This window comes from Kribbella soli (genome assembly GCF_004331345.1).
GTDB lineage: Bacteria > Actinomycetota > Actinomycetes > Propionibacteriales > Kribbellaceae > Kribbella > Kribbella soli.
Genome location: NZ_SJJZ01000002.1, coordinates 1,087,025 through 1,113,333, shown reverse-complemented (window position 1 = coordinate 1,113,333; position 26,309 = coordinate 1,087,025). Strand labels below are relative to the sequence as shown.

The 26,309-nt window shown below is 68.8% G+C and carries 23 protein-coding genes; 8 read left to right on the top strand and 15 right to left on the bottom strand.

The genetic code is table 11. From position 1 onward, the window contains the following. Positions 1–125 precede the first annotated feature (125 nt). The 4 genes from E0H45_RS19415 to E0H45_RS19400 all read right to left on the bottom strand — a co-directional run bounded on the left by E0H45_RS19415 (position 126) and on the right by E0H45_RS19400 (position 4,068). The gene (locus tag E0H45_RS19415) at positions 126–770 is read right to left on the bottom strand and encodes a hypothetical protein (RefSeq protein WP_131339182.1); all 645 of its coding nucleotides are present in this window, start codon (positions 768–770) and stop codon (positions 126–128) included. A 115-nt stretch (positions 771–885) separates the two neighbouring features. Next, positions 886–1,776, bottom strand: a complete 891-nt coding sequence (locus tag E0H45_RS19410) for a carbohydrate ABC transporter permease (protein ID WP_131339180.1) — start codon at positions 1,774–1,776, stop codon at positions 886–888. A 1-nt stretch (position 1,777) separates the two neighbouring features. Next, positions 1,778–2,719, bottom strand: a complete 942-nt coding sequence (locus tag E0H45_RS19405) for a carbohydrate ABC transporter permease (RefSeq protein ID WP_238155093.1) — start codon at positions 2,717–2,719, stop codon at positions 1,778–1,780. Next, positions 2,716–4,068: an extracellular solute-binding protein gene (locus tag E0H45_RS19400; protein WP_131339178.1), complete on the bottom strand. Its 1,353-nt coding sequence runs from the start codon at positions 4,066–4,068 to the stop codon at positions 2,716–2,718. The genes E0H45_RS19405 and E0H45_RS19400 overlap by 4 nt, the downstream gene beginning before the upstream one ends. 268 nt (positions 4,069–4,336) lie before the next feature. On the opposite strand from E0H45_RS19400, the gene E0H45_RS19395 reads away from it, so the two are divergent. Then, positions 4,337–6,697 carry a glycoside hydrolase family 3 N-terminal domain-containing protein gene (locus E0H45_RS19395; protein WP_238155092.1) on the top strand — a complete coding sequence of 787 codons (2,361 nt, stop codon included), beginning with the start codon at positions 4,337–4,339 and terminating at the stop codon, positions 6,695–6,697. Between the two features lie 7 nt (positions 6,698–6,704). Further along, a complete protein-coding gene (locus E0H45_RS19390; protein WP_131339174.1) occupies positions 6,705–7,751 on the top strand; it encodes a LacI family DNA-binding transcriptional regulator in 1,047 nt (348 codons plus the stop codon). Positions 7,752–7,771: 20 nt separating this feature from the next. Here the strand turns inward: E0H45_RS19390 and E0H45_RS19385 are convergent, their stop codons facing one another. Genes E0H45_RS19385 through E0H45_RS19375 form a run of 3 tightly spaced genes read right to left on the bottom strand, consistent with a single transcriptional unit; the run spans position 7,772 to position 10,444 of the window. Further along, positions 7,772–8,428, bottom strand: a complete 657-nt coding sequence (locus E0H45_RS19385; RefSeq protein ID WP_131339173.1) for a hypothetical protein — start codon at positions 8,426–8,428, stop codon at positions 7,772–7,774. Further along, entirely contained in the window at positions 8,425–9,258 is an 834-nt protein-coding gene (locus tag E0H45_RS19380; protein ID WP_131339170.1) for an ABC transporter ATP-binding protein, read from the bottom strand. Before E0H45_RS19380 ends, E0H45_RS19385 begins: the two co-directional genes overlap by 4 nt. After that, positions 9,197–10,444 carry an MFS transporter gene (locus E0H45_RS19375; RefSeq protein WP_131339168.1) on the bottom strand — a complete coding sequence of 416 codons (1,248 nt, stop codon included), beginning with the start codon at positions 10,442–10,444 and terminating at the stop codon, positions 9,197–9,199. Before E0H45_RS19375 ends, E0H45_RS19380 begins: the two co-directional genes overlap by 62 nt. Positions 10,445–10,503: 59 nt before the next feature. Here E0H45_RS19375 and E0H45_RS19370 point away from each other — a divergent pair, with 59 nt between their 5' ends. Beyond that, on the top strand, positions 10,504–11,478 hold the full coding sequence (locus E0H45_RS19370) for an ArsR/SmtB family transcription factor (protein WP_131339167.1): 975 nt from the start codon (positions 10,504–10,506) through the stop codon (positions 11,476–11,478). Between the two features lie 4 nt (positions 11,479–11,482). On the opposite strand, the gene nadB is transcribed toward E0H45_RS19370, so the two are convergent. Further along, positions 11,483–13,003, bottom strand: a complete 1,521-nt coding sequence (gene nadB / locus E0H45_RS19365) for an L-aspartate oxidase (protein ID WP_131339165.1) — start codon at positions 13,001–13,003, stop codon at positions 11,483–11,485. Beyond that, positions 13,000–13,980, bottom strand: a complete 981-nt coding sequence (nadA, locus tag E0H45_RS19360; RefSeq protein ID WP_131339163.1) for a quinolinate synthase NadA — start codon at positions 13,978–13,980, stop codon at positions 13,000–13,002. The genes nadB and nadA overlap by 4 nt, the downstream gene beginning before the upstream one ends. A gap of 67 nt (positions 13,981–14,047) precedes the next feature. Here nadA and E0H45_RS19355 point away from each other — a divergent pair, with 67 nt between their 5' ends. Next, positions 14,048–14,752 carry an NUDIX hydrolase gene (locus E0H45_RS19355; RefSeq protein WP_238155091.1) on the top strand — a complete coding sequence of 235 codons (705 nt, stop codon included), beginning with the start codon at positions 14,048–14,050 and terminating at the stop codon, positions 14,750–14,752. A 17-nt stretch (positions 14,753–14,769) separates the two neighbouring features. On the opposite strand, the gene E0H45_RS19350 is transcribed toward E0H45_RS19355, so the two are convergent. Further along, positions 14,770–17,175, bottom strand: coding sequence for a beta-glucosidase family protein (locus E0H45_RS19350; protein ID WP_131339161.1), 2,406 nt, complete (start codon positions 17,173–17,175; stop codon positions 14,770–14,772). A gap of 46 nt (positions 17,176–17,221) precedes the next feature. On the opposite strand from E0H45_RS19350, the gene E0H45_RS19345 reads away from it, so the two are divergent. The 4 genes from E0H45_RS19345 to E0H45_RS19330 all read left to right on the top strand — a co-directional run bounded on the left by E0H45_RS19345 (position 17,222) and on the right by E0H45_RS19330 (position 19,628). Then, on the top strand, positions 17,222–17,806 hold the full coding sequence (locus E0H45_RS19345; protein ID WP_131339160.1) for a TetR/AcrR family transcriptional regulator: 585 nt from the start codon (positions 17,222–17,224) through the stop codon (positions 17,804–17,806). 3 nt (positions 17,807–17,809) lie between these two features. Next, positions 17,810–18,607, top strand: coding sequence for a CPBP family intramembrane glutamic endopeptidase (locus E0H45_RS19340; protein WP_131339158.1), 798 nt, complete (start codon positions 17,810–17,812; stop codon positions 18,605–18,607). A 63-nt stretch (positions 18,608–18,670) separates the two neighbouring features. Next, on the top strand, positions 18,671–19,036 hold the full coding sequence (locus E0H45_RS19335) for a hypothetical protein (RefSeq protein ID WP_131339156.1): 366 nt from the start codon (positions 18,671–18,673) through the stop codon (positions 19,034–19,036). Positions 19,037–19,094: 58 nt separating this feature from the next. Next, positions 19,095–19,628 (top strand): GNAT family N-acetyltransferase, encoded by a 534-nt coding sequence (locus E0H45_RS19330; RefSeq protein WP_131339154.1) that lies wholly within the window; start codon positions 19,095–19,097, stop codon positions 19,626–19,628. Here the strand turns inward: E0H45_RS19330 and E0H45_RS19325 are convergent. The 5 genes from E0H45_RS19325 to E0H45_RS19305 are packed head-to-tail and all read right to left on the bottom strand — an operon-like array spanning position 19,618 to position 26,189. Next, entirely contained in the window at positions 19,618–20,349 is a 732-nt protein-coding gene (locus E0H45_RS19325; RefSeq protein WP_131339152.1) for an amidohydrolase family protein, read from the bottom strand. The two genes, E0H45_RS19330 and E0H45_RS19325, sit on opposite strands and share 11 nt — an antisense overlap. After that, the gene (locus tag E0H45_RS19320; RefSeq protein WP_131339150.1) at positions 20,343–21,071 is read right to left on the bottom strand and encodes an amidohydrolase family protein; all 729 of its coding nucleotides are present in this window, start codon (positions 21,069–21,071) and stop codon (positions 20,343–20,345) included. Before E0H45_RS19320 ends, E0H45_RS19325 begins: the two co-directional genes overlap by 7 nt. Continuing rightward, entirely contained in the window at positions 21,068–22,300 is a 1,233-nt protein-coding gene (locus E0H45_RS19315; protein ID WP_131339148.1) for a DegT/DnrJ/EryC1/StrS family aminotransferase, read from the bottom strand. The genes E0H45_RS19320 and E0H45_RS19315 overlap by 4 nt, the downstream gene beginning before the upstream one ends. 23 nt (positions 22,301–22,323) lie before the next feature. Then, a complete protein-coding gene (locus E0H45_RS19310) occupies positions 22,324–24,294 on the bottom strand; it encodes a PQQ-binding-like beta-propeller repeat protein (protein WP_131339146.1) in 1,971 nt (656 codons plus the stop codon). After that, a complete protein-coding gene (locus E0H45_RS19305; RefSeq protein WP_131339144.1) occupies positions 24,291–26,189 on the bottom strand; it encodes an outer membrane protein assembly factor BamB family protein in 1,899 nt (632 codons plus the stop codon). Before E0H45_RS19305 ends, E0H45_RS19310 begins: the two co-directional genes overlap by 4 nt. Between the last annotated feature and the right edge of the window lie 120 nt (positions 26,190–26,309).

Below are 26,309 nucleotides of genomic sequence, written 5' to 3'. Positions count from 1 at the left end.
CTAGAAGCCCGAAGAGGGCTTCTTTTTTGTTTTACGGCACAAACACCCCACGGTACCTTTCCGGGGGTATTCGCCGCAAGAGATTCAGAACGCGCCGGGTGTTCGGAGATCGGCTGAGGGGCGGCTTAGCCTGCTTTCCAGATGACCGCGTCGAAGGTGGCGCGGGATTCCAGGGCGCCGCCGGCGCCGAGCGCGGAGACCTTGAGCCTCGCGATGTTGCGGTCACTGGTGCGTACGCACAGCACGGTCTTCTTCGTGAGCTTCACCTTGTCGGTGCTGCCCAGGGTGCCTACGACGTTCGAGCAGTCCTGAAGTCCTGGCAGGTCGCCGGGCCCGGTCCACTGCGCGATCAGGGTGCCGTTCCAGCCGCTCATCTCGTTGTTGAGCAGCATGTACACGTCGCCTTCGTCGGCATAGCCGACTGGTTCCGGTGGCACGGCGTCCAGATCCTTCGCCGTGGTGTCGAGCAGCAGGGCCCCTTGCCAGAGTTGGCTTCCGGCAGCAGTGGTGCTCGGAGACGGGGTCTGGCTGGGCACCGGGGTCGTGGTCGGTGCCGATCCGGACATGGATGCGGCCGGCGACGGGGTAGACACGACGGCGTTGTTGTCGTCGCCGGAGGAGGCCAGGACTGGCACCAACGCCGCGATCAGAGCGGCGACAACTGTCGCTCCGGCAGCGATCCAGGCACCCTTCTGGTGTCTGCCGAACCAGCCTTCGCCGCGAGTGTCCGAGGTGTTTGCGTCAGGTTCGTCGTCCGCCACGGTGCTCATCGCCCCCACTACTCAAGACGGTCCAGGTAGGCCGCAGAGATTAGCAGTCCGTGAGAGCACGAGCACGCCCGCGTTGTCCGGGGTGCTCAGACCCCGGACAACGCGGGCAGACGGCTTAGCGGCTGAAGCCGGCGGTTAGGCCGCTGAGGAGTTGGCGGCGGCTCACGGCGTACAGGATGACGATCGGGAGGGTGGTCAGGACTACGGAGGCGAGGACTGCCGGGACGTTCACGCTGTACTGGCCCTGGAAGGTCCACAGCGCCAACGGCAGGGTTCGCTTGTCGGGGCTCTGGGTCAGGATCAGCGGCAGCAGGAACCCGTTCCACACGCCGAGCCCGTTGTAGATGCTGACCGTCACGAGCGCCGGCCGGGTGAGGGGCAGCGCGAGGCCGCGGAGCATGCCCCATTCGGTGGCGCCGTCCACGCGCATCGACTCGAACAGTTCCTTCGGTACGTCGCGGATGAAGTTCGTCAGCACCAGGACCGACAGCGGGATCGAGAACGCGATCGACGGCAGCATCAGCGCCAGCAGACTGTCGTAGAGATGCATCTTGATGATCAGCAGGTAGACCGGGATGATCGTGGCCTGCAGCGGGATCGCCAGCCCCATCAGGAACAGACCGTTGACTCCGGCAAGGAACTTGCTGCCGGCGCCGCGGATGATCGCGTACGCCGCCATGAACGAGATCCCGACGGCCGGGAGGATCGTGCCGACGGTGACGATCACGCTGTTCAGGAAGTACCGCGGGAAGTCGGACTCGACGACCAGCCTGTAGTTGTTCGTCGTCGGCGCGGACGGCAGCGCGAACGGGTTCTGGGTGAAGTACGCGCTCTGGTCCTTGAAGCTGGTGACGACGATCCAGTAGAGCGGCACGAGCACGATCGCCAGCCAGATCCAGCCGGCGAGTCCGCCGAACCAGTTCAGCTGCAGCAGTTTGCGGGCGCGGAACGAAGGGCTGCGCACCGGGCGGGTCGTCGTACCCGAGTTGCTGGTAGCCACAGCCATGTCACGCACCTTCCTGCTGGCTTGCGGTCGCGCTGCCACCCAGTCGGCGCAGCAGCAGTGCGAGCGCCAGGCCGAGCAGCACGATGAGGGCGGCGATCACGCTGGCCGGGCCCATCTGGTTGGACATGAAGCCCCGCTTGTACATGTCGAGGGCGAGGACGCGCGTGGCGTCGCCGGGACCGCCCGCGGTCAGGACGAAGATCAGGTCGAAGAACGTCAGCGAGCCGACCACCATCAGCGTGGACGACGTGATGATCGTGTACTTCAGCTGCGGCACCGTGATGCTGAAGAACTGCCGGACCCGGCCGGCGCCGTCGATCGAGGCCGCCTCGTACATCGTGGTCGGGATCTGCCGGACGCCGCCTTGGTAGATCAGCGAGTGGAACGGGATGAACTGCCAGGACACGATGAAGATCACCACGCCGACCGCGAGGTCGCTGCGACCGAGCCAGTCCTGGGTGAGGAAGTCGAGGTGCAGGCCCGGGCCGAGCCCGAAGTTCGGGTCGAGCAGGGCCTTGTAGGTGATCGCGATCGCGGCCGAGCTGAGCAGCAGCGGGATGAAGTAGAGGACGGCGAGGAACGCGCGGTACCGCTGCCGCCCGGCGAGGAACGTGCCGAGCAGCAGGCTCATCGGGGTCTGCACCAGCCACGACAGGATCATGATCTCGAAGGTGACCAGGATGCTGTGCGGCAACTGGGAGTCGGACAGCACCGACTTCCAGTTCGACAGGCCCGCGTTGTGGATCGCGCCGAGGCCGTCCCACTGGGTGAAGCTCAGCAGGAGTACGCCGACCAGTGGGACGACCCCGAACACGATGAACAGGACGAGCGCTGGCAGCACCATCCAGGCGACCGGACCGCTCCGCCCGACCCCGGACGAGCCGGCGCCGGACGAGACTTTTCGGCCGGTCTCCGGTGCAGCGGGCGGGGCGGTCACAGTCACTGGCCGATCACCGCGTTCATGTTCGTCGCGAACTGCTGCGGGGAGATCGACAGCTGGAAGAGCTTGGCGATGTTGTCGAGCAGCGTCTCGGCCTGGGTCGGGCTGAGGGCCTGGTCCCAGGACTGGGCGAAGTTCTTCGCGTTCGCCGCCGTGTCGTAGACGAAGTTCAGCCACGCGGAGTCGTTCTTGTCGGTGATCGACGAGAGCTTGTCCTTCGCGCTCTTCACGACCGGGATGTTGCCGGACTTCACCCAGGCCTCCACCGTGGCGTCGTCGAGGGTGTTGTTCGCGATGAACTTCTTCGCGGTCGCCTTCTCGGCGTCGGTTGCCTTGGACGAGATCGACATGTACTGACCCGGGTTGCCGACCGTGTCGCTCGGGTCGCCCTTGCCGCCGTCGACCGGCGGGAAGTTCATGTATCCAAGGTGCCCGCCGGTCACGAAGTCGCCACCAGACGACTTCATGTTGCCGTAGGTCCAGGCGCCGTGCAGCATCATCGCGGCCTTGCCGGTGAACAGCAGCGCCTGGTCGGCGTTGGAGTCGGCGGTGATCGAGGAGAAGCCCTTGACGAATCCGTTCGCCTTGATCAGCTTCTGCATCTCCTCGAGGGCCTTGATCGCGGACGGGTCGGACCAGCCGTCCTTCTTGCCCTCGAAGATGTTCTGGAAGACCTCGCTGCCGCCGATCCGGTCGAACAGGAACTCCAGCCACATCATGTTGGTCCAGCGCGACTGGCCGCCGAGCGAGAACGGCGCGATGCCCTTGTCGTTGAACTTCGGCACCAGGTCCATGATGTCGCCCCAGGACTGCGGGGGCTCCGCGCCGATCTTCTCGAACGCGCGCTTGTCGTAGAACAGCACGATCGGCGTGACGGTCTCGCCCGGCACCGCGTAGATCTTGCCGTTGACGGTCGCCGCCGTGAACGCGGACGGGAAGATCGAGTTCTTCAGGTCGGCCTGCTCTTTGGTGAGCCAGTCGGTCAGGTCCTCGACCTGGTTGGCTTCGACGTAGGCCTTCAGGCCGCCGCCGCCCCAGCCCCAGATCAGCGTCGGGCCCTGGCCGGCGCCGATGGCGGTCTTGATCTTCGCCTTGAACGCGTCGTTCTGGAACTCGGTGGTCTTGAGTTTGCTGTCCGCGTTCGCGTCGTTGAACCTCTTGACCTGTGCCTCCCGGATGCCCTGCTGCGGCTGTCCGGTGAGGAACCAGTACGTCGCCCCGCCACCTGCGCCGCCGGCTCCGGTGGTTGACCCAGGCGTGCTCTGCGGGCCGGAACTGCCGCAGGCGCCGAGGCCGGCAGCGAGTGCGCCGCCACCGACGAGACCAAGGAAGGTACGTCGGGATGTCGTCATGGGATCCACAGTGATCTCCGTACTCCGTGCTGCCCCCACAGGTTGCGGAAGCACCTGCCGATATGACTTGTTTTCGAAACATAGATTTCGGAGATAGTGCTGTCAAGACTTGAACTAAGTAGACTTTGGGGTCACAGTGAGGTCACGTAATCACCTGTCGGTACAGGGGATTCATCGATCTACGGCGGATCGGCCGGGTCGACCGGAGAGCATCGAAAAGTTTTCGATAATTGCTCACCGAATGGAACGTTCATCAAGGGAGATTTTCTTGTCCATCTCGACTGACCGGCCCTGGCGCGACCCGGCGCTGCCCGCCGCGGAGCGAGCCGGGCTGCTGCTGGCGGCGATGACGCTCGAGGAGAAGATCGCGCAGCTCGGCAGCCGCTGGGCCGGCAACGACATGGCCGACCACGACCTGCCCGAGGACGAGACGATCAACGTCGCGCCGATGGAGGACGTCTTCTCGGTCGGCGGTTCGCTGTCGCTGGCGGACGCGAGTCGCGACGGGCTCGGTCATCTCACCCGGGTCTGGGGCAGTTACCCGCAGACGGTCGAGCAGGGCATCGCCGAGGTCGTCCGGCAGCACGAGGTGGTGCTGAAGGAGTCCCGGCTCGGTGTGCCGGCGCTGGTCCACGAGGAGTGCCTCACCGGATTCACGACGTACGGCGCGACTGTCTACCCGGCCTCGATCGCGTGGGGTGCGACGTTCGACCCGTCGCTGGTCGAGCGGATGGCGGCGGCGATCGGGCGCGACATGGCGGCGGTCGGTGTGCATCAAGGGTTGTCGCCGGTGCTCGACGTCGTGCGCGACTATCGCTGGGGTCGCGTCGAGGAGACGATGGGCGAGGACCCTTACCTGGTGGGGATCCTGGGTTCGGCGTACGTGCGTGGTCTGCAGAGCGCGGGCGTCATCGCGACGCTGAAGCACTTCGCCGGGTACTCCGCGTCGCGGGCCGGCCGGAACCACGGGCCGGTGTCGATGGGGCGCCGCGAGTTGCTGGACATCATCCTGCCGACGTTCGAGACCGCGATCGCGACGGCCGGCGCCGGGTCGGTGATGAGTTCGTACGCCGACCTCGACGGGCTGCCTGCGAGTGCGGATCCGTGGCTGTTCACCGACGTACTGCGGGAGGACTGGGGCTTCGAGGGGACGGTCGTCTCGGACTACTGGGCGGTGCCGTTCCTGGCGTCGATGCACCGGGTGGCGGCGGACAACGCGGACGCGGGGGTCGCCGCGTTGACCGCCGGGACCGATGTCGAACTGCCGGACACGATCGGGTACTTGAGCCTGCTCGACAAGGTGAAGGCGGGGGAGGTGTCCGAGGACCTGATCGACCGCGCGGCGCGGCGGGTGCTGCTGCAGAAGGCCGAGCTTGGTCTGCTCGACGAGGACTGGACTCCTGAGGGTTCGGTGCAGGCCGGCGTCGACCTGGATTCGGCGGAGAATCGGGCGATCGCTTCGGAGCTGGCCGAGAAGTCGGTCGTGTTGCTGGACGCCGGCTCGGTGCTGCCGCTGTCGGGTGTTGCGAAGGTCGCCGTGGTGGGTCCTTGCGCTGACGATTCGCGGACGCTGATGGGCTGTTACGCGTTCCCGAACCACGTGCTGCCGCGGTACCCCGAGCGTGGGCCGGGGATCTCGGTGATCTCGCCACTCGATGCCTTGCGCAACGAGTTGGCCGACGCCGAGGTCTCGTACGCCAAGGGATGTGAGGTCGTCGGCGACGATCGCTCCGGGTTCGCATCGGCTGTTGCGGCGGCCGAGGACTCGGATCTGTGTGTGGCCTTCGTGGGTGACCTGTCGGGGCTGTTCGGGCACGGGACCTCGGGCGAAGGATGCGATGCCGAGGATCTGCGGCTGCCTGGGGTGCAGGGGGATCTGCTCGAAGCGTTGCTCGACACGGGGCGACCCGTTGTCGTCGTGGTGGTGTCGGGGCGGCCTTATGCGCTGGGGTTGTTCGCGGATCGGGCTGCAGGGTTGGTGCAGGCGTTCATCCCGGGACAGGAGGGTGCGGCGGCGATCGCCGGTGTACTGAGTGGGCGGATCGTGCCGAGCGGGAAGCTGCCGGTGCAGATCCCGCGGCATGTCGGTGGGCAGCCCGGTACGTACCTGCAGCCGGCCCTCGGGAGTGTCGAGAGCGCGGGCATCAGCGGGCTCGAGACCCGGCCGCTGTATCCGTTCGGGTACGGGGCGTCGTACACGGACTTCACGATCGCCGATCTCCGGTTGAGCGTGCCGGAGATCGGCAGCAACGGCGAGTTCACTGCCACGGTGCGGGTGGCGAACACGGGTGACCGGGGCGGCGACGAGGTCGTGCAGCTGTACCTGCGCGACGTCGTCGCCCGGGTCGCGCGGCCGTTGAAGCTGCTGACGGGGTTCGCGCGGGTGTCGCTCGAGCCCGGTCAGGCGGCCGACGTCACGTTCCGGGTGCACTCCGATCGGACGGCGTACACGGGTCCCGATCTGCGCCGGATCGTCGAGCCCGGAGACGTCGAAGTGATGGTGGGCACGTCGTCGCTGGACCTGCCGTGTCGTGCCATGCTGCGGATCACCGGGGATGTGAGGGTGGTCGGACACGACCGAGTCCTGACGACGCCGGTGACGATCAGCAAGGATCCTGGAGGAGGGTGATGATGAGATGTCGCCGTTGAAGGGTCGTGTCACCCTGGCCACAGTGGCCGGATCGGCCGGTGTCTCGGTCGCCACGGTCTCCAAGGTGCTGAACGGGCGCAGCGACGTCTCGGCGTCGACCCGCGCCCGGGTCCAGGACGTCCTCGAGAAGCACGGGTACGTCGGGCGCCGCCCGGAACCCGTCCAGCACGAGACGGTCGAACTCTTCTACCAGGGCGTACTGAACAGCTACTCGGTCGAGGTGATCCAGGGCGTGCTCGACGCGGGCGCGGCGGCCGGGGTCGAGGTCGTGCTCAGCTCCCGGCCGCCGCACCCGAGCCGGCACTCGGCGGGCCGCGCGGCGCCCTGGGTGCGGGACCTGATCGCGTCCGGCCGCCGGGCCGCCGTCGGGATCACCAGTGAGCTGTCCGACGCCGACCTGGCCGCGTTGTCCCGGGCGCGGCTGCCGTTGGTGATCATCGATCCGGCCGACGTACCGCAGCCCGACGTCACGAGCGTCGGGTCGACGAACTTCGCGGGCGGGATGTCCGCGACGCAGCACCTGCTCGATCTCGGGCACCGGCGGATCGGGTACATCGGCGGGCCGCCGACGTCGGCCTGCAACCAGGCGCGGATGAGCGGGTTCCGGAGCGCGATGGACGCCGTCGGCGCCGAGGTACCGAAGGACTACATCTGGCTGAGCAACTTCCTGTACGACGACGGCCTGGCCGGCGGGTCGATGATGCTCGACCTGCCGGACCGGCCGACGGCGATCTTCGCCGGTTGTGACGAGATCGCGGTCGGCGTGATGGAAGCGGCGCGCGCCCGCGGTCTGCGGATCCCGGACGACCTGAGCGTGATCGGCTTCGACGACACCCAGGTGGCACGGCATGCGTCTCCGCAGCTGACCACGGTGAAGCAGCCGCTGCGCGAGATCGGCGCGGTCGCCGTACGCACCGCGCTGCAGCTGGCGGTGGGGGAGCCGATCGCCTCACACCACGTCGAGCTGGCGACAACCCTGATCGTCCGCGGCTCAGCCGCCCCCCACGGGTTGTCGTCGGTGGCCGCGTCCTGACTGTTCCTTGCTGTTCCTTGCTATTCCTTGCGGTCGGCGAGGACCTTCGTGGCGAGGACGGCGGCCGTCAGCAGGATCGCGGCGAGCGCGGCCAGCAGGGTGAGCGGTACGGCGTTCGTGGCGGCGGGCTTCTCGTTGGACAGCACGGTCATGATCGGGCGGATCGGGGAGATCCAGCGGAGCAGCAGGACGGCGAGGATCGCAGCGGCCGCGGTGAGCATCGCGACCCCGATCCGCGGGATCACGAGACGCGAGCAGAGCAGGCCGATCGCGATCCCGATCATCGCCGCGCCCAGTTGCGCGGCCGCACCGACGGCGAGGTCGCCGGCGGTGACGACGTGCTTGCCGGTGACGATCGGGTAGACGAGGCCGATCAGCAGGAGCGGTACGCACCAGGTGATCACCACAGCGACCGTGATCGTCAGGACGCGCAGCGAGTCGCCGATCATGACCAGCGTGATCTGCCGCTGGGTCGGGTCCTCGTGGTTGACGATGCTGACGGTGAGCCAGGTCGTGCAGACGAGCATCGCGAGGACGCAGAACGAGTACGACGACTGCAGCGGGCCGTTGTCGGACGTCGTACCAACGGCCATCGCGGCGAGGAAGATCAGCGTCGGCGGGAGGTACCGCTGGGAGAGCAGGACGCTGGTCAGCAGGTAACGGTAGAGAGCGCTCACTCGGGTTTCACCTGCCGTACGGTGACGACCGACCAGCCGTGGTTCAGCGCGGTCAGCAGCGCGGCGTCATGACGACCGGTCGGCAGCAGCACAGTCACGCCGGCCTCGGTACGCCGTACCTCGAGGACGTCGGGGTGGCGTTCCCAGTCGACGCCCGCGCCGTTGAGGTGTGTGCCGGCGGGGGTCAGGTGGAGCTCGGTGAGGGCGGTCTGTTGGCGCAGTGTGGCGAGTCGGCCGTGATCGAGTTCGCAGACGCGGGTTGCGGTTGAGCGGACGACTTCGGCGGAGTGTTCGGTGAAGGCGACTGCGGCGCCTTGTTCCGCGGTCTCGGTGAGGAGCTCGCGCAGGGTCGAGTGAGCGGTCGCGTCGAGGCCGGCCCAGGGTTCGTCGAGAACGAGCAACTGTGGCGGGTCGAGCAGTGCCTGCGCCAGCGCGACCTTCTGCGCGTTGCCTTTCGACAGTTTGCGCATCGGGGTGTCTGCGCCGCCCGAGAGTGCGAGGCGGTCGAGCAACTCGAGAGAGCGGCCTCTCGCCGTTCTCGTGCTGAGTCCGCGGATCCGCCCCATGTGCCGCAGGTACGCCGCGGCCGAGAGGCGGTCGTGGGAAGTGAACACGTCGGGCACGTAGCTGACGACGTCGGCGTTGCGCTGCACCGATCCCGCGGACGGTCGCGACAGGCCGACCAGCAGCCGCAGTACGGTCGACTTGCCGGAACCGTTCGCGCCGACCAGAGCCAGTAGTTCCCCTGCGTTCAGTCTGAGGTCGACGTCAGCCAGGATCTCCCGGCGTCCGTACCGCTTGGAGACCTTCTGCAACCGGACTACTTCCATGCGGCGAGCCTATCCAGAGTGCAGGCCTCATCACGCGGGTCAGCGGGCGGCTGAGGACGATCGAGACCAGCAGCGAGGCCGCGGCGAACGCGGCGATCGCCGGGGCAGGCGCGGTCAGATCGGAGAGCGCTCCCGCAAGGATCGCGACCACACCGAAGGTCGTCATCCGCAGCGCGGACTCCAACCCGAGCACCTGGCCCCGCAGTTCGGTCGGGGTCAGCTCGACCAGGACCTCCTGCTGCGCAAGGGAAGCCGAGTAGCCGCTGCTCCCGAGAGCGACCAAGATGCACAGGATCGCGATCGGCAGATCGAACAGGAAACCGAGAAACGGTACGGCCAGCACGAACCGGAGAACCTGTCCCGCGATCCGGCGACCTGCGGGCGTCAGGAAACGGCCGACCACGAGATCGCCGGTCATCATCCCGGCAGCGCCGGCGGCGAGCAACCAGCCGGCGCGGGAACCGGCGTACGGGACGAACAGCGCCTCGCAGCCGACGATCAGGCCGTTCGGGAGCGCGAGTGCGAGCAACAGCGGGCGGATGCGGCTCAGAGAAAGGAGAGAGCGGTTGCCGCGCCACGTCTCGGCGAGTCCGGTCCGCGCGACTCGGCGTGGTGCGCGGTCGTGCAGGCCGAAACGGATGACCGGTACGACGACGGCGGCGCAGGCGGTCGCGATCCAGAGCACGGTCGACGGCGGGACCGACTGCAGGAGGACACCTGCGACACCGAAGCCGGCGATCTGCATTGCGCCGACCGACAGGTTCATCGCGGACCGGCCGAGGACGAACTGGTCGGAGTGCACGACCTCGCCGAGCAGCCCCCAGCGGACACCGGCCCCGATCGACAGCCCGTACGCGACCGCAAGCGACAGGACGAGCCGCAGACCGGGGGAGAGCTCGACCGCGGCCTGGATGCTGACCACGACGGCCGAGAGAACCGAGAGCAGCGTGAGCACTCGGCGGGGACGCGCCGTGTCCGCGGCGGACATCAGCGTGGAAACGCCGAGAACCTGCGCGAGCGACGGTCCGAACATGATGGTCGCCGCGAGTAACGCGGATCCGGTGGCGGCGTCGACCAGGATCGCGAGGGTCAGGCTGGTCATCGTCGAGGACGCGTTGCCCAGCGCGCTGCTGATCCACAGGTTCCGGAACTCCCGGTTGGCGAAGATCGCCCGGTACGTGCTCATGGTCCGCAGCATCGACCGCCGTTCTCGCGTCGCCTACAGTTTCGGGTGGAGGCGAAACGTTGTCCGAGTTCCTGGTCGATGCCGACACGCTCGTGAACGCGCGATTCGGTACGTCGCAACTCACGGAGACCGTGTCCGCGCTGAAGCTGCTCCGCGCGCCGGTCGAGCCGTGGTTCCGGCCGTGGAAGGACCTGCACAGCGCGGCGTTTCAGGCTGCGGTGGCGGCGAACCCGATCTGGTCAGCGCTGCTGGAGAGCGCTTTCGGACGTAGCTGGGTCGCCGATTTCCTGACCGTGCCGCCGCTCGAGCCCGACCTCACGCTGGACGCGGAACTCGAGTACCTGACCTCGCTCTCCGACGACCACATCCGCGCGGACCTCAGCGTCGTACGGACGCCGTTGCCGTCGATCCTGCTCTCGTCGTCCGGGCAGTCGCCGGGGCTTGCCGCTGAGGCAGCGGGGTTGCTGCGGTGGGTGTGGCGGACGACGGTCGAGCCGGACTGGCCGCGGCGGCTGCGGGTGCTGCAGGCCGACATCGTGTCGCGGACGTCGCGCCTCAGCGAGCAGGGGTGGTCCGGCGTACTGCGCGGACTCGGACCCGATGTGCGGTGGCTCGGCGACGGACGGATCCAGGTGAACCGCTGGGACTACCCGGTGACCGACGTACGCGGGCGCGACCTGATGTTCATCGCAGCGCACACCCAACGCGTCAACGTCAGCTGGCGGCTGCCGGATCGCTTCGCACTGACGTACCCGGTGACCGGGATCTTCGCGACCACCGCAACCCCGGACGAACCGCTGGTGCAGCTGCTCGGCCGCAACCGCGCCCGCATCCTGGTCGAGGCCGCCGAGCCCGTGAGCACAACGTTGCTCGTGGCCACCACCGGCCTGTCGCTCGGCACCATCTCCGACCACCTGCGCGTGCTGACCGACGCCGGATTGCTCGAACGTCGTCGTTCCGGCCGATCGGTCCTCTACTGGCAGTCCGACACCGGCCGCCGGGTTGTCCGCCGGCCGGCGCCGAACCGCTCCTAGCGCCTCAGCGGGGTCCCGTCCGTGCCCTCTGCGTCGCGGCGTCGCGGGTAGTCGGCAGGCCTTCTTCGTCGAGGCCGATCGCAACGTGCTCGTTCCATCGGTCGTCGGTGTGCGGGTGGTCCGAGCGCCAGTGGCAGCCTCGGCTCTCCTCGCGCGCGGTTGCCGCCACGATGACGGACCGTGCCACCGTCGCGAGCGGTCCGTTGCCCAGGGCACTCAACTCGTCCGCGGCGGCGTTGAGGCCGGCGCCGTCGCGCCGGATGCCCGCGTACTTGGTCAGGATCGCCCGGATTCGCTCCGGTTCGCGGTCCTCGGTCAGCACAACGTCGTACGACCTGTCAGTGGTCGCCGGCAGGTCCAAGGTCAATGCAGTCGCCACCCGCCGCCCGAAGACCAGCCCTTCCAGCAGGCTGTTGGAGGCGAGCCGGTTCGCCCCGTGCACACCCGACGCTGCGACCTCGCCCACGGCGTACAGGCCTGGTACGCCGGTTGCGCCGTCGCGGTCGACCTGGACGCCGCCGCAGAGGAAGTGCTCGGCAGGCGCCACCGGGATCTGCTCGGACAGCATGTCGACACCGATCGACGCACACGAGGCCAGTACGGTCGGGAACCGTCGGCGGAGAACGTCCGGCTCGATGCTTCTGGCGTCGAGCCAGACATGATCGGTGCCGTCCCTGCGCATCGCTGCCTCGATCTCCCGGGCGACGATGTCACGAGGAGCCAGATCGGCCCGTGGATGCCGACCGGCCATGATCAGGCGGCCACGGAGGTCACGCAGTACGGCGCCTTCTCCCCGGACCGCTTCGGTCACCAACGGCAATTGCCCGCGGGTCTGTCCGGTGAAGAGAGCGGTCGGGTGGAACTGGACGAACTCCATGTCCACCAAGGACGCCCCCGCCAGCAGCGCGAGCGCGATGCCATCACCGCGCACCGCGGACGGGTTGGTGCTCGCCAGGTAGGCGTTGCCGATGCCGCCGGTCGCCAAGACGACGGCGCGGGCGTCGATCCGGACAGTTTCGCCGCCCGTCTCGACGAGCACACCACTGACCCGCCCCGAGGTCGACTTGGTCAGACCGATCACCCGCCCGGCCATCGTTTCGACACCGGCGGCGCGGACCGCGGCACGCAGCGCGCGATCAACTTCCGCGCCAGTGGCGTCACCACCGGCATGCACGATCCGGGGATGGCTGTGGCCACCCTCGAGAGTCCTCGACAGGGAGCCGTCCTCGCGCCGGTCGAAGAGCGCACCGTGCGCGATCAGTTCGGCCACCCGCTGCGGTCCCTCCTCGACCAGGGCACGTACGTTCCGCGGATCGCAGAAGCCTGCCCCCGCGACGTGGGTGTCGTGTGCGTGGTCGAGCGGATCGTCGTCACCGAACGCGACGGAGACGCCGCCTTGTGCCCACGGCGTACTGCCGTCGCCGGCGCTGAGCACGAGCACCTGACGGGTCGCGGCCAGGCCGAGCGCGGCCGAGAGTCCGGCCGCGCCCGCACCGATCACGACGACATCGACGGCCCGCGTCATCGCGCGCCTGCCGGCTTGCCGATGGCAACCATCCGCTGGACGGAACGCCGTGCGCGCTCGGCGAGGTCGGGCGGCAACTGGATCTCGTCGCGGCCCTCACGCAGGCAGCGCAGCAGCAGCTCCGGCGTGATCATCTTCATGAAGCGGCAGGAGGCCTTCGGGTTCACCGGCAGGAACGTCGTCTGCTGGTTCACCTTGCGGAGCTGGTGCAGCATGCCGATCTCCGTCGCGACCAAGGCGGTCTTCGCCGTCATGCCGCGAGCGCTCTCCAGCATGCCCGCGGTGGAGAGGATATGGGTCCGCTCCGCCGGCAGGTCACCGCGTCCGGCGAGCCAGATCGTCGACGAGGCGCAGCCGCACTCGGGATGGACCAGAACCTCCGCGTCGGGATTCGCCGCCACCTGGGCGCGCAACTCGACCGGGCTGATGCCGGCGTGCACATGGCACTCGCCCATCCACACTTCCATGTTCTTCCGGCCGGTCTGCCGCCGGACGTGTTCGCCGAGGAACTGATCGGGCAGGAACAGCACCGGCTGGTCCGCCGGAATCGAGTTCACCACCTCCACCGCGTTGGACGACGTACAGCAGACGTCCGCCTCGGCCTTCACCGCGGCGCTGGTGTTGACGTAGGCGACGACCGCCGCGCCGGGGTGCTGCGCCTTCCAGGCACGCAGCTGGTCGGCGTCGATGGTGTCCGCCAGCGAACACCCGGCCTGTGCGGTGGGGATCAGCACGGTCTTGTCAGGGCTGAGCAGCTTGGCGGTCTCCGCCATGAAGTGCACGCCGCAGAACACGATCGTCGACGCGTCGGTTTCAGCGGCGATCCGGGACAGCGCGAGTGAGTCGCCGACGTGATCGGCGACGTCCTGGATCGCCGGTTCCTGGTAGTTGTGGGCGAGCAGGACCGCGTCTCGCTCGCGGGCGAGGCGGCGTACCTCGTCCTGCCAGTTGCGCACCGTGCTCTGGCCAACAGTCACGACGGGACCCCTTCCGGAGGTTTTCGCTTAGCAGTCGATAACTAGGGACGACGCTACCATCGTCGACGTGTCCACTGCCAAGAAAGGTGATCCGGTTAACTGGCCGAGCTATCCGCACGAGGTGCTGGCGGTGGTCCTGTCCGTCCGTGACGGCCGGCTGAGCGTGCTGCTGTGGAAGCGCGCACGGAATCCGTATCGCGGCCGCTGGTCCTTGCCGTGCGGTGGCGTCGAGCCGACTCAGCGGCTTCGCGAGGCCATCACCGCGCACCTGGCACGGAAGGTCGACGTCCGCGAGGTGGCGCATCTCGAGCAGTTGGCCACGCACAGTGCCATCGATCGCGATCCACGAGAACGCGTGCTCGCCACGGCGTACCTCGGCCTGGTCCCGTCCGACGTACAGCCCGAGCTTCCGGCCGACACGGCGTGGTATCCGGTCGACGACCTGCCGGACACTGCGTTCGACCACCATCACTTCATCGACGCCGCGGTCGGCCGGCTGCGCGCCAAGTTGTCGTACACCAACATCGGCTTCGCCCTGGCGCCGCGCGAGTTCACCATTTCCGAGTTGCGCGACCTGATCGGCGCGGCGCTGGGCTACGAACTCGGCGCCACCAACCTGACCCGGGTGCTGACTCGGCGCCACGTGATCGACCCGACCGGCCGGATAGCCCGCCCCGGCCAGTCCGGCGGCCGACCCGCCACCGTGTACAAGTTCGCTGCCCGCGAACTGACCGTCACGGATCCCTTCGCCGTACTACGTCCGCCGCGCTGAAGCGTGCGGCCGGACAGCTAACGGACCTGGAGCTCCGTGGAGAGCGGTAGGTCCGAAATCGACGAGCCGGCCCGGATCGTGAAGGCGCCGGGTTCCGTCGCCCATTCGTTGTCCCAGTGCTCGAAGGCGTGTTCGTGCAGGCCGACCGTGATCTCGCGGGCCTGACCCGCGTCGAGGCGTACGACGGCGAAACCGGCGAGCCAGCGGACGGGACGGTCGAGAGCGCTCTCCGGGCGTTCCACGTACACCTGAACGACGTGCTTGCCGGCGCGGTCGCCGGTGTTGCGCACGGTCAGTGCGACGGACGACGGGTCGTTCGCGCGCAGGTCGGAGAGCTCCCAGGTGGTGTACCCGAGGCCGTGACCGAACTCGTACGCCGGCTCGGTACCCGCCTTCAGCCAGGCGCGATACCCGATGTGGATGCCCTCGTCGTACCGCACGACGCCGTCCTTCGGCGTCACGTTGATGACCGGGACGTCCTCCTGCTCACGCGGCCACGTGGTCGGGAGACGACCGCCCGGCTCGGCACGGCCGAGGAGAACGTCGGAGAGCGCGTCCCCGTATTCCTGACCGCCGAAGTACGTCGCCAGCACTGCGGCCACCTCGTCCCGCCAGGGGAGGAGGACCGGGGATCCCGCGTTCACGACCACGACCGTCCGCGGGTTCGCTGCCGCGACCGCACGGACCAGGTCGTCCTGCCGGCCCGGGAGCGCGAGCGAGGTCCGGTCGTAGCCCTCGGACTCGACCTTCGAATTGGTGCCGACGACAACCAGTGCCACATCGGCGGCCCGGGCTGCGGCGACGGCCTCGTCGATCAGGGCCTGCGGGTCGTCGTTGCTCGGCTCGACACCGACCGTGATGCTGAGTGCGTTGCTCAGACCGCCCTCGAGCTTGGGCACGTCGAGCTCGACGCGGACGTCGATCGGGGTGCCGGCGGTGACCTCGAGTGGTGTGGAGATCGACGGTGGCGAGAGCAACGCGGCGCCCAGGTCGTTGCCGACCGGAACCGCGGTGTCCTCACGGAGGAGCTTGCCGTCGGCAAAGATCCGGCCGCGGCCGACCGACGCGAAGCCGAGCTGGATCGCGCCGGACTCGCTCGGCGTCCAGGTGGTGCGGAACTCGAAGACCGCCGACTCTCCGATCGGCGCGTTGCCGCCGAGGTACACGAGCGCGCTGGAGAACCGGTCCTCGGCGAACAGTTCGGACCCGTCGGCGCCGAGGAACCGCACGCGGGCGCCTGGCTCACCGGCTTGCGGGTTGGTCATCGTCGCCGGCGGAAGCTCGGCGACACCTTCCTGAACGACCGCGCCGATCGAGTACGTGATCTCGGCGTTCGGGAGCGCCGTGCGCAGCCCGGAGAGCGGCGAGATAACGCTCTCTGGGATGACCGTCGCGCTCCCGCCGCCCTGCGTTCGCGCGTCGCGGGCGTTGTGGCCGATGACCGCGACCTTCGTCAGTTCGTCGGAACGCCAGGGGAGCGCTCCCTCGTTGCGGAGCAGGACGGTGCCTTCCGCGGCCGCCGTACGGGCGAAGGCGATGCCGTCGACCTGTGGCGGGTCGGCCGGCTTCTCGTAGCCCTCGAGGGCGCCGACGCGGGCCGCGAGTGCGAGCAGGCGACGGACCTTGCGGTCGATCGCGTCCTCCTTGATCTCACCGGACCGGACGGCCTCGACGAGCGCGTCACCCCAGGCCCCGACCGGACCGGGCATCGCCAGGTCCTGAGAGTGCTTGGCGCTCTCGAGGCTGCGTACCGCGGTCCAGTCGCTGACGACCACGCCGTCGAAGCCCCAGTCGGTGTTGAGCGGGGTCTCGAGCAGGTCGTTCTCCGACGCGGTCGCGCCGTTGATCGAGTTGTAGGCGCTCATCACCAGCCACGCCTTCGACTCGGTGACCGCCTTCTCGAAGGCCAGCAGGTACACCTCGCGCAGCGTGCGTTCGTCGACCACGACGTTCGCGGTGAAGCGGTCGGTCTCGAAGTCGTTCGCCACGTAGTGCTTCGGGGTGGCGCCGACGCGGAGCTCCTGCACGCCGGCGACGTACGCCGCGGCCAGGTCGGCGGTCAGGACCGGGTCCTCGCTGAACGCCTCGAAGTGCCGGCCGCCGAGCGGGGAACGGTGCAGGTTGATCGTCGGGCCGAGCACCACGTCGACGTTCTTACGCCGCGCCTCGAGCGCCGACACCACGCCGTACCGATGGGCGATGCCGACGTCCCAGGACGACGAGAGAGCGGTTGCTGACGGGAGATTCAGGGACGGATCGCGCTCGTCCCAGACCGCGCCCCGGACGCCGCTCGGGCCGTCGGACAGCACCATCGAACGCAGCCCGATCGCGGGCAGCGGATGGGTGGACCAGAAGTCCTGGCCGGTGAGGATCCGGACCTTCTCCTCCAGGGAGAGGCGGCCGAGCAGGTCGTCGAAGTTCATGGCGACGACTGTACGTGCGAAAACCAAGTGATGCTAGGTTTTGAACATGGCTAGTTCTCGGGGTCCGTACGCGAAAGGCGTCGCCAAGCGCGCGGAGATCCTGCGGGCCGCGCTGGAGGTGATCGCGCGGCACGGGTACCGGAAGACCTCGACGCGCGAGCTCGCCGCCGCGGCCGGGCTCAGCGAGGCCGGGATGTTGCACTACTTCGGCTCGAAGGAGCAGCTGTTCGAGGCGGTCCTGCGGGCGCGTGACGAGGCCGACATGGCCCGGTTCGAGACCGGCGACTCGATCGACAACCTGACCGCGATCATCCGCCACAACGGATCGGTGCCGGGCCTCGTGCAGCTGTACTCGACGTTCTCCGCCGAAGCGGGCGACCCGGAACACGGCTCTCACGAGTTCTTCGTGGAGCGGTACGCCGGGATCCGCGCGGCCCTCGCCGACGCGGTCCGCGCCCGCCAGGCCGCCGGCACCCTCAACGCATCGGCCGACCCGGAGACGATCGCGACCCTGCTGATCGCGCTCTCCGACGGTCTCCAGGTGCAGTCGCAGTACGAGCTGCAGGCCGACACCGCCGACCTCTTCAGCCACCTGCTCGATCTGCTGACTGGTCCCACGCGGGATAGTTGAACCATGACGACCCCGGCTGACGTTCCGCCCGCAGCGTCTCCTCCGGTCGGCGTCAGTCGGTCGGTGCTCTCGCGGGAGATCTGGCTGGTGCTGGCGCTGTCGCTCGGAGCGTCCGGTGTGGCGGCGATCATCTCGTTCACGGGTGTACTGACCTCGTCGAAGCCGATCAGCGGGCAGACCGCCGTGATCGTCGGTTCGCGCGCGCCCGGCCGGCCGTGGCTGGATCTGGCGTGGCAGGTCTTCGCGGTGGTCACCGCCTTGGTGCCGGTCGCGCTGGTCGGTCACCTGCTCGCACGTGGCAAGGAGTCGTTCCGGACGATCGGGTTCGACCTGCGGGACAGGATGCGCGACCTCGGGCGCGGTACGGCGATCGCAGCCGCCGTAGGGGGAGCGGGGCTGCTGTTCTACATCGGTGCACACGCGACCGGCGTGAACCTGACCGTCGACCCGTCGCAGCTGCCCGACGACTGGTGGCGCATCCCGATCCTGATCGCGGTCTCCGCGCAGAACGCCGTACTCGAGGAAGTCATCGTGCTCGGGTACCTGAACCACCGGCTCGACCAACTCGGCTGGTCGGTACGCCGGGCGACCGCGACCAGCTCGTTGCTGCGCGGTTCGTACCACCTCTACCAGGGGCTCGGCGGGTTCGCGGGAAACGTGATCATGGGCGTGATCTTCAGCTACCTGTACCGGCGGTGGGGCCGGATCATGCCGCTCGTCGTCGCGCACACCCTGATCGACACCGCCGCTCTGATCGGGGCGACGTACCTGCTCGGCAAGGTGTCCTGGCTGCCCAGCTGACAATTTGGTCAACTGTAAAGACTGACACGTAACCGATCGGCGTCCGAACGGGTTGAGGATGACGTGACAGTCAACGGGGAAATCACGAGTCCGCCTGAGATCGACGCCGGACTCGCGGCCGCGGCGCTTGCCGTGTTCGCGCACCGGCACGAGGTCGTCCATCTGCTGTACGCCGCCACCGACGAGCCGGACGCGCTCGCCCGGATCGGCGGCCTGCTGAAGGTCGACGAGGCAGCCATCGCACGTGTTCTGGACCAGCCGCTGCGCTGGATGCTTCCGCAGTTCCGCGCCGAACTGGAGACGATCGCGGCCACACCGGGCTCGCCCGGCTCCGCAACCACGAGCGTCGCGACCAGGTCCTCTGCCGGGGCTCCGGCGGGCGGCTCGGAGAGCGCTCCCTCGGATCTCCAGTCGGCGGCGACCACCTGAGGCCGCAGCACAGCGGCAACACCAGCAGGACGCACCGCTCCATCGGTAGGTTGGAGCGGTGCAGACGCATGGGCGGGACATTCTGGAGATCGCGGACGAACTGACCACGGCGTACGTCGAGGTGTTCACGGCGCCGCCGTTCGAGCGCCGCGATCCCGAGGAGACCCGGATCGCGTTCCGCAAACGGCTCGAGACCGATGCGGAGCGGGACGGGTTCCAGGCGTGGATCGAGCGGTCGGAGGACGGGCGGATCGCCGGGTTCCTGACCGGTTGGACGACGCCGGCGCCGTTCCGGACCGACCGCTCGTACGGGAGCGTCCTCGACCGGCTCGGTCGTGAGCAGGTCGAGGAGCTGCTGATCGGCGCCTACGAGGTGGACGAGCTCGGCGTACTGCAGCACGCCCGCGGCACCGGCCTGGCCCGGCGCCTTCTCGAGACCGCCACGCGCGACAACCACCGCGCCTGGCTCCTCGCCTGGAACCAGAACCACGACGCGATCGCGTTCTACCGCCACCTCGGCTGGCAGGAGCCCGAGGTGCGCGGCCCCGAAACCGACATCCTGGTGTTCGTCGCCGGCGCAGTCAGAGGCTGAAGAGGGCGGTGGCGTTGCGGTGGGTGACGGCCTCGTGTTCGTCGGGGGTGAGGTCGGCGGCCTCGAGAGCGCCGAGGGCGATCGAGGGGTCGATGAGCGTGGCGTCGGTGCCGAACATCATCCGGCCGGGGTCGATCCGGTCCAGGATCCAGCGGATCCGGTTGGCCTCGGGCGCGGACCAGCACGGCTCGAACCAGATCCGGTCGGTGCGGTCTGCCGCTTCGGGGACCCGGGGCCAGCCGTTCGCGCCCATGTGACCGGCGATCACCCGGGCGTCGGGGATCCGGACAGCGACGTCGGCCAGGTCGACGACGGTGTCGCCCCACGTGTGCACGAGCGTGGGCAGTCCGTACTCCGTCGTGAGCTCGATCGCGGCCTGCATCGCGGGCGAGGTCATCGGCGTCCGGCTGTACTCGGTGTGGATCTTGGCGCCGACCCACCGCGTCCGCCCGTCCCCGGCGAGCAGCTCGTCGAGGTCGGCGCGGGCCTCGTCGAGGCGGCGCGGGTCGACGACGATCATCCCGCGCAGCCGCGGATCGGCCGGGAGTTGCTTCGCGAGAGAGCGGTTGCCGAGCGGAGCGTCGTACACGATGGCCTCGATCGCGGAGACCAGTTGGAGGTCGATGCCGAACCGGTCGAGTCCGTCGATGTTGGCGTCGATGCTCGCAACGTCCATCGAGAAGAACCACGGTCCCCAGTGGGCGTGTACGTCGATCAGCATGCGGGCTCCAGCAGGGTCGTGAGACTGCGGCTTCCGGCCTGGGCGATCTCGTCCGGGCTGAGCTTGGAAGAGAGCAGCCGGCGGATCACCGAGCGGGTCTCGTGGAACGGCGTCCGGCACCCGAGCACGAGCCGCTCGGCGCCGACCTCCGCGGCCACGATCTCCAGCGAGTCCGGTCCGGTGAGCATCCGAGTGGAGGTGTGGAACCCGGGCTCGGACCGGGCCAGCACCACGAAGTCGCCCAGGTAGTAGAAGTGAGTGTCGAGGAACACCACGCGCGCTCCGAGTCCACGCAGCGCCGGGCCGACCTTGCGGACGTCGCCCTCGGCGAAGATCGTCAGCCCGGCGTTGACGAGCAGTTGCACGACATGACCGAAGGCCGGGTACGTCGGCTCGACACTCTGCGAGGTCGGCGCCAGCCGGATCGCCCGCGGCGGCGTGTCGCTCGCCAGCTGACGCTCCAGTTCCTTCTCCGCGCCGAGCGGATCACGCAGGTCGAGCACCGGGCACGTCGTCCAGCCGTTGCCGTCAGCAACCTGCCGCGCCTCGTTGTTCCCGGACGGTACGTCGAAGTGCACCGCCCGCAACCCGGACACGACTCCGCCGGAGATACCGCTCTCCGCGAACACCTTCGCGACGTTCTCGGGCCGCCCCCAGCGCCCCGTCGTCACGTCGTGCCCGACCAGGATGTCGCAGTCGAGCAGCAGGGGGGAATCGGTCATGATGCCTTCCGGGACAGGGCGTTGTGGACCTTGCGGATCGCCGCCACGATGTCGTCGACGTCGGACTCGGTGTAGTTCTCGTTCCAGGCGAGGACGAGCAGCCGGCGGTCGATGAGTTCCTCGGCGTTCGGGCACAGGCCGGCCGGGTACGAGACGTCCTGCAGCGGGAACCCGGACCGACCGTACGTGATCCGCTCGCGGACGGCGGGTGCGGCGTACAGCGGGCTGGTCAGGTACCCGCCGTTCGCCGGCACGCCCTCGGCGGTCAGCGCCACGGCCCATTCGCGCATGTCGCCGGCCGCCTCGGAGATGATCAGCGGGTACTGCCAGTACACGTGGTCCTGCCCGTCGGGCGGGGCCGTGACCCCGGCCAGGTCCGCGATGCCTGCGGTCGCCCGGAGCGCCGCCGTACGACGATCCTGTACGACGCCGCGCAGCCGGTTGAGCTGCGCTCTCGTGACCGATGCGACGAGTTCGGTCATGCGGTAGTTGAGCGCGAGGAACAGGTAGGTCCGCTCGTCGGTGTCCCGCGGCCAGCCCTTGTCGGCGAACAATCGCATCCGGCGGGCGCGTTGCGCGTCGTCGGTGACCGCCAGCCCGCCGTCGCCGGCGCTGATGTGCTTGGTCTGCTGGAGACTGAAGCATCCGATGTGGCCGATCCGGCCGACGAAGGTGTCGCCGACCGGGGCGAGATACGCCTGCGCGCAGTCCTCGATCAGCAGGATGCCGTGCTGGTCACAGAGCTCACGCAGCTCCCGGACGGCGGCCGGCTTTCCGAACAGGTGCACGACGATCACGGCCTTCGTGCGCGGCGTGATCGCGGCGGCCACGGTCTCGGGCGTCAGGTTTCCCGTGATCGGGTCGACGTCCGCGAACACCGGAACGGCGTTCTGCATCATGATCGGAAACACGGTGCCCATGTCGCTGATCGGCGTGGTGATGATCTCGTCACCGGGATCGGGGTTCACGGCGGCGACGGCCAGGTGCAGTGCCGCCGTTCCCGAACTGCAGGCCACCGCGTGCCCGGCGCCGAGCAGCGACGCGAACTCCATCTCGAGCGCGGGAACCTCCGTTCCCCAGGTCGCCGAGAGCATGCCGCTGCGCAGCACCCGCTCGACCGCCTTGACCTCGTCGTCGCCGAAGCGCCGGCCGCTGGCGTTCATCACCGACGGCAGCGGGTCCGTGCGCACCGGCGTACCGCCGTCGCGGGCGAGCTGACTGTTCTGCATCGCAGCAATCCTCCGATATTTGCTTACGGCAACGGCAACTGGACGAGATCGCGGTCGGCGAGACCCCAGACCGCGTGCTGGGCGCCGGGGACCGGGGTCAGCTGCGGCACGGTGTACCACCCGTCGCCCAGCCTGTTCACGAGCAGCTTCGCGCTGCTGAGGCCCGGCCCCAGCTGGTACAGGTTCCCGCCGAAGTTCGTTTCACAGTAGACGCCGGTCCGGTCAGTGTGGATCTGGCCGTACCCGGACAGCTTGTTCGCGCCGCGGACGACGGCGCGGGTGCGCAGGTCGTACGTGAACCAGCCGCCGCTGGTGCGCTTCAGGACGCCGTACAGGATGCCGTCGTGAACGGCGACGCTCTGGATGGAGCGCTCTCCGGCGAGCGGCTCGGCGGTCCAGAGCAGTTCGCGGCGGCACAGGTCGAACGCCGCGATCGCCGCCGAGGTGCGCGTCGGCGGGATGCCCCCGCCGCCGACCACATCCCCGCCGAGGTACGCGATGCCGTCGACGATCGAGACCGACAGCAGGCTCTGGTCGGGGAGCACGCCGTAGTGCACGTCGAGTGCACCGGTGCGTACGTCGAGCAGGGTGAGTGCGCCGGTCAGCTTCCCAGTACCTGGTGCGGATGCGATCGCGAGCAGCTTCGACTTCGGGTCGTACGCGGCCTGCCACGGCCGGATCTGCTCGTGACCGATCGCGCCGAAGCTGTGCACCTCCTTGGTCCGCGGGTTGATCCGGACCACCTCGGTGCTCGGATATAGAGCGGAGTACAGCTCGCCCCGTACCCAGCTCAGCGTCTTGGCCTCACCGGCGACCCGGAGCCGGCGGGTGGCGCCGGTGTCGATCACGTGCTCGGTGACGACCCAGTGCCCACCGACGTACACGTGCGGGTCGCCGATCACGATCGACTGCGGCTTGTCCGGCGCGGGCGTGAACCCGGCGTCGACGAGATCGAGCAGCTCGAACTCACCCGTTCCGACGTCGAGCCACCACAGCACGCCGGACCCGGTCGAGCCGAGCAGCGTGCTCGGGTCGAGCATCACGAGACGGCGATGCTCGTCCGCCGGCGCCGGCGTCGCCACCTCGGTGAGGCTGGTGTCCTGCGGTCCGCACGACCAGACCGTCCCCGACGTCCGGGTGGTCAGGTACGCCGTGCCGTCCGCGGCGACCGTGATCGCGTCGACGCTCGACTCGCCCTCGGGCAACGGCACGCTGCGTACGTCGCTGCCGTCGAGCGCCATGCTCAGCAATGCCCGGCTGCTGCCCACGTAGATCCGGTCGCCGGCGCCCGCGAACGGGCCGAAATTCTGCCCGCGGGACGCCTCGGGCGTGAGGTCACGGAAGGCGCCGGCACTGCGGTCGTACCCGACCAGCTGTGACGGCGTGTAGATGCCGGCGAACACGTGGTTGCCCGCGGCGCCGACGTACCGGCCGTACTGCGCTCCGGTGACCGGGGCACCGAGCCGAGTGGCTGCGTTCGTCGCGGGATCGATCTGCCAGACCGCGCCGTTCGGGTAGCTGACCGCGAACACCTGGCCGTCGGGGGCAGTCGTCATGTCCCAGACGAAGCCGCCGGGACCGGCCAGCGCTCCTACGTGGGTCACGGATCCGTCGGCCGGGTCGAAACAGTAGACGTCGGCAGTCGGATAGAGCCCGCAGTAGACCTTGCCTGCGGCAACCGTGATTCCCCAGCCGCCTTCGCCGGTCGGCAGCTCGACCGTCCTGGTCACGCGGCGCGTGGTCAGGTCGACCTCGGTCAGCCGGGGCGGCACGATGCCGCGGCTGATCACGTAGGCATGGCCGTCGTGCACCGCCATCGCGACGACGGCCGCCGTGACGACCGCGGGACCGGACGTAGGCAGTGTGGAACCGTCGATCGGATCGTCCGTGAGACTGTCCATGGTGCTGTCCTCCGCGTGGGCGGTCGTGGAGAGAGCGGTCAGCGCGCCGGTCGCCACAGCGCCGGCGAGAGCGGTACGGCGGGAGATGATCATCGGAGCCCTCCGATACGGACGAGATCGCGGCCCTTGATCGTGTAGAGCGCGTTCCCGTCGTACGACGTGGTGATCAGCGGGTAGCTGTAGATCTGCGCGTCCAGGCCGTCGACCACGGTGCTCACGGTCGGGGCGCCGGTGGGGTTCGGCATGATCTTGAAGACGCGCTTGTTGTCGGTGCCGTAGAGGCCGGAGCGGGCGATCGTCAGGCGGCTCTGACCGGTGCCGAGCGTCGCGCTCGTGACGAGCTTGCCGGTCCGCGGATCGAGGACGGCCAGCCGGCCGTCGTCGGTGGTCGCGTACAGCCGCCCGCGGTAGAGCACGAGATCGCTGTAGGTCTGCGCGAGAGACAGGGGAGCGGTCTCCCACAACGCCCGGTTGCGGCGCAGGTCGAACGCCACGACGGTTGCCTCGGGCAAAATCGGGTCGGTGCCGAGGCTGTTCCGGGCCGCTCCGCCGAGGAACGCGATGCCGTCGGCGGTCGTCACCGAGCGGACCGACTGGTGCGGTACGACGCCACGGTGCACTTCGCGGTCGCCGCTATCCAGGTGCTGTTCGACGAGCGTGCCGTCGTACTTGCCGTAGTCGGGCTCGGTGGAGACCAGCCACGTCTGCGAGCGGTCGTCGTACGCGGCGTCGGTCGGTCGGGTCTGCTCGTTGCCGATCTGGCCGAGTTCGTGCAGGTCGGTGCCGTCGGGCTTCATCTGCCAGAGACGGGCCAGCGTGTAGACGCCCAGGTACACGTTCTTTCCGACCGGCGTCATGGTCTTCGCCTCGCCGGGGAGGAACGTGCGGGTGCTCGTGCCGGCGGCGAGATCGTGGATCTGCACGCCGGCCTTGCCGCTGACCAGGACGGACGACGGCGTGGCGGCGAGCGCCATCACCTGTTCGGGCGCGGGCGGCAGACCGGCCTGGCCGAGATCGGTGCCCGTGAAGGTCCCGCTCGCCTCGTCGAAGTCGACGACCTGGCTGGTCAGCTCGGCGCGGATGGTCGAGCCCTCGACGAAGATCCGGTTGAAGTAGGCACCGTCGTACGGCGAACCGAGGCGCGTCACCGCGTTGTCGCGGTACCGGTAGAGCGTGCCGGACGGGCGGGTGCCGAGGTAGATGTCGTCGCCGTCGAGGGTGATCGCGGTGACGTACTGGTCGCCGCCGGGCGTCTGCACCTCGACCGGATTGCTCAGGTCGGCGGTGTCGAAGACGAGCATCGTGCCGGTGGGGGAGAGGCCTGCGGCGAGCTTCGTCCCGTCGAGGGCGAGCGTGGCGACGAACGTGCGGTCCGCGTACTTGGCGGGCAGTACGTCGCGGCGGGTGCCGGTCGCGCGGTCGATGGCGATCAGGTGCGCTTTTGTGCCCACGCCGGCGTAGATCGTGGTGGCGTCGGCGGCGATGCTGCGGACGTACTGCTCACCGGCGATGGCGGCGCCGTACGACTTGGTCGCGCCGGTGGCCGGGTCGTATTCGTGCACCGCGCCGTCGGGATACGTGCCGGCGACGATCTTGCCGTCCGGGGTCGCGGCGATCGACCAGACGAACGAGCCGAACTGCGCGACCTTGGTCGCGGTGCCGGTGGTCGTGTCGACCTTGTAGACGTCGCCGGGGGTGTAGAGGCCGATGTACAGGTCGGTGCCGATGTGGGTCATGGCCCACGCTCCGGCGCCGGTCGGCAGCGAGAACTTGCGGTCGACGGTCTTGCCGACCGGGTCGAACGCGCCGACCTGGACAGGCGAGACGCCGGAGGTGATGGTCCAGATCCGGTCGCCGACCTGCTCGGCGACGCTGGTCGAGGTCACGGCGGACGCCGGACCCAGGCTGGTAACGGTCGGAGTTTCGGTCCCGACCGGAATCGAGGCGCCGGCCGGAGCGGCGGTGCTGGTTGGAGAAGAAATGCTCACCAAACCTGCGCAGATGACCAAAGCAACGATCATTCCCCGTGCGAATCGCTTGTCCACAAGGCCTCCCGGGACAGTACGCACCGAATTACGGTCATGGCTGAAATTAGCCGGACGTGCGTC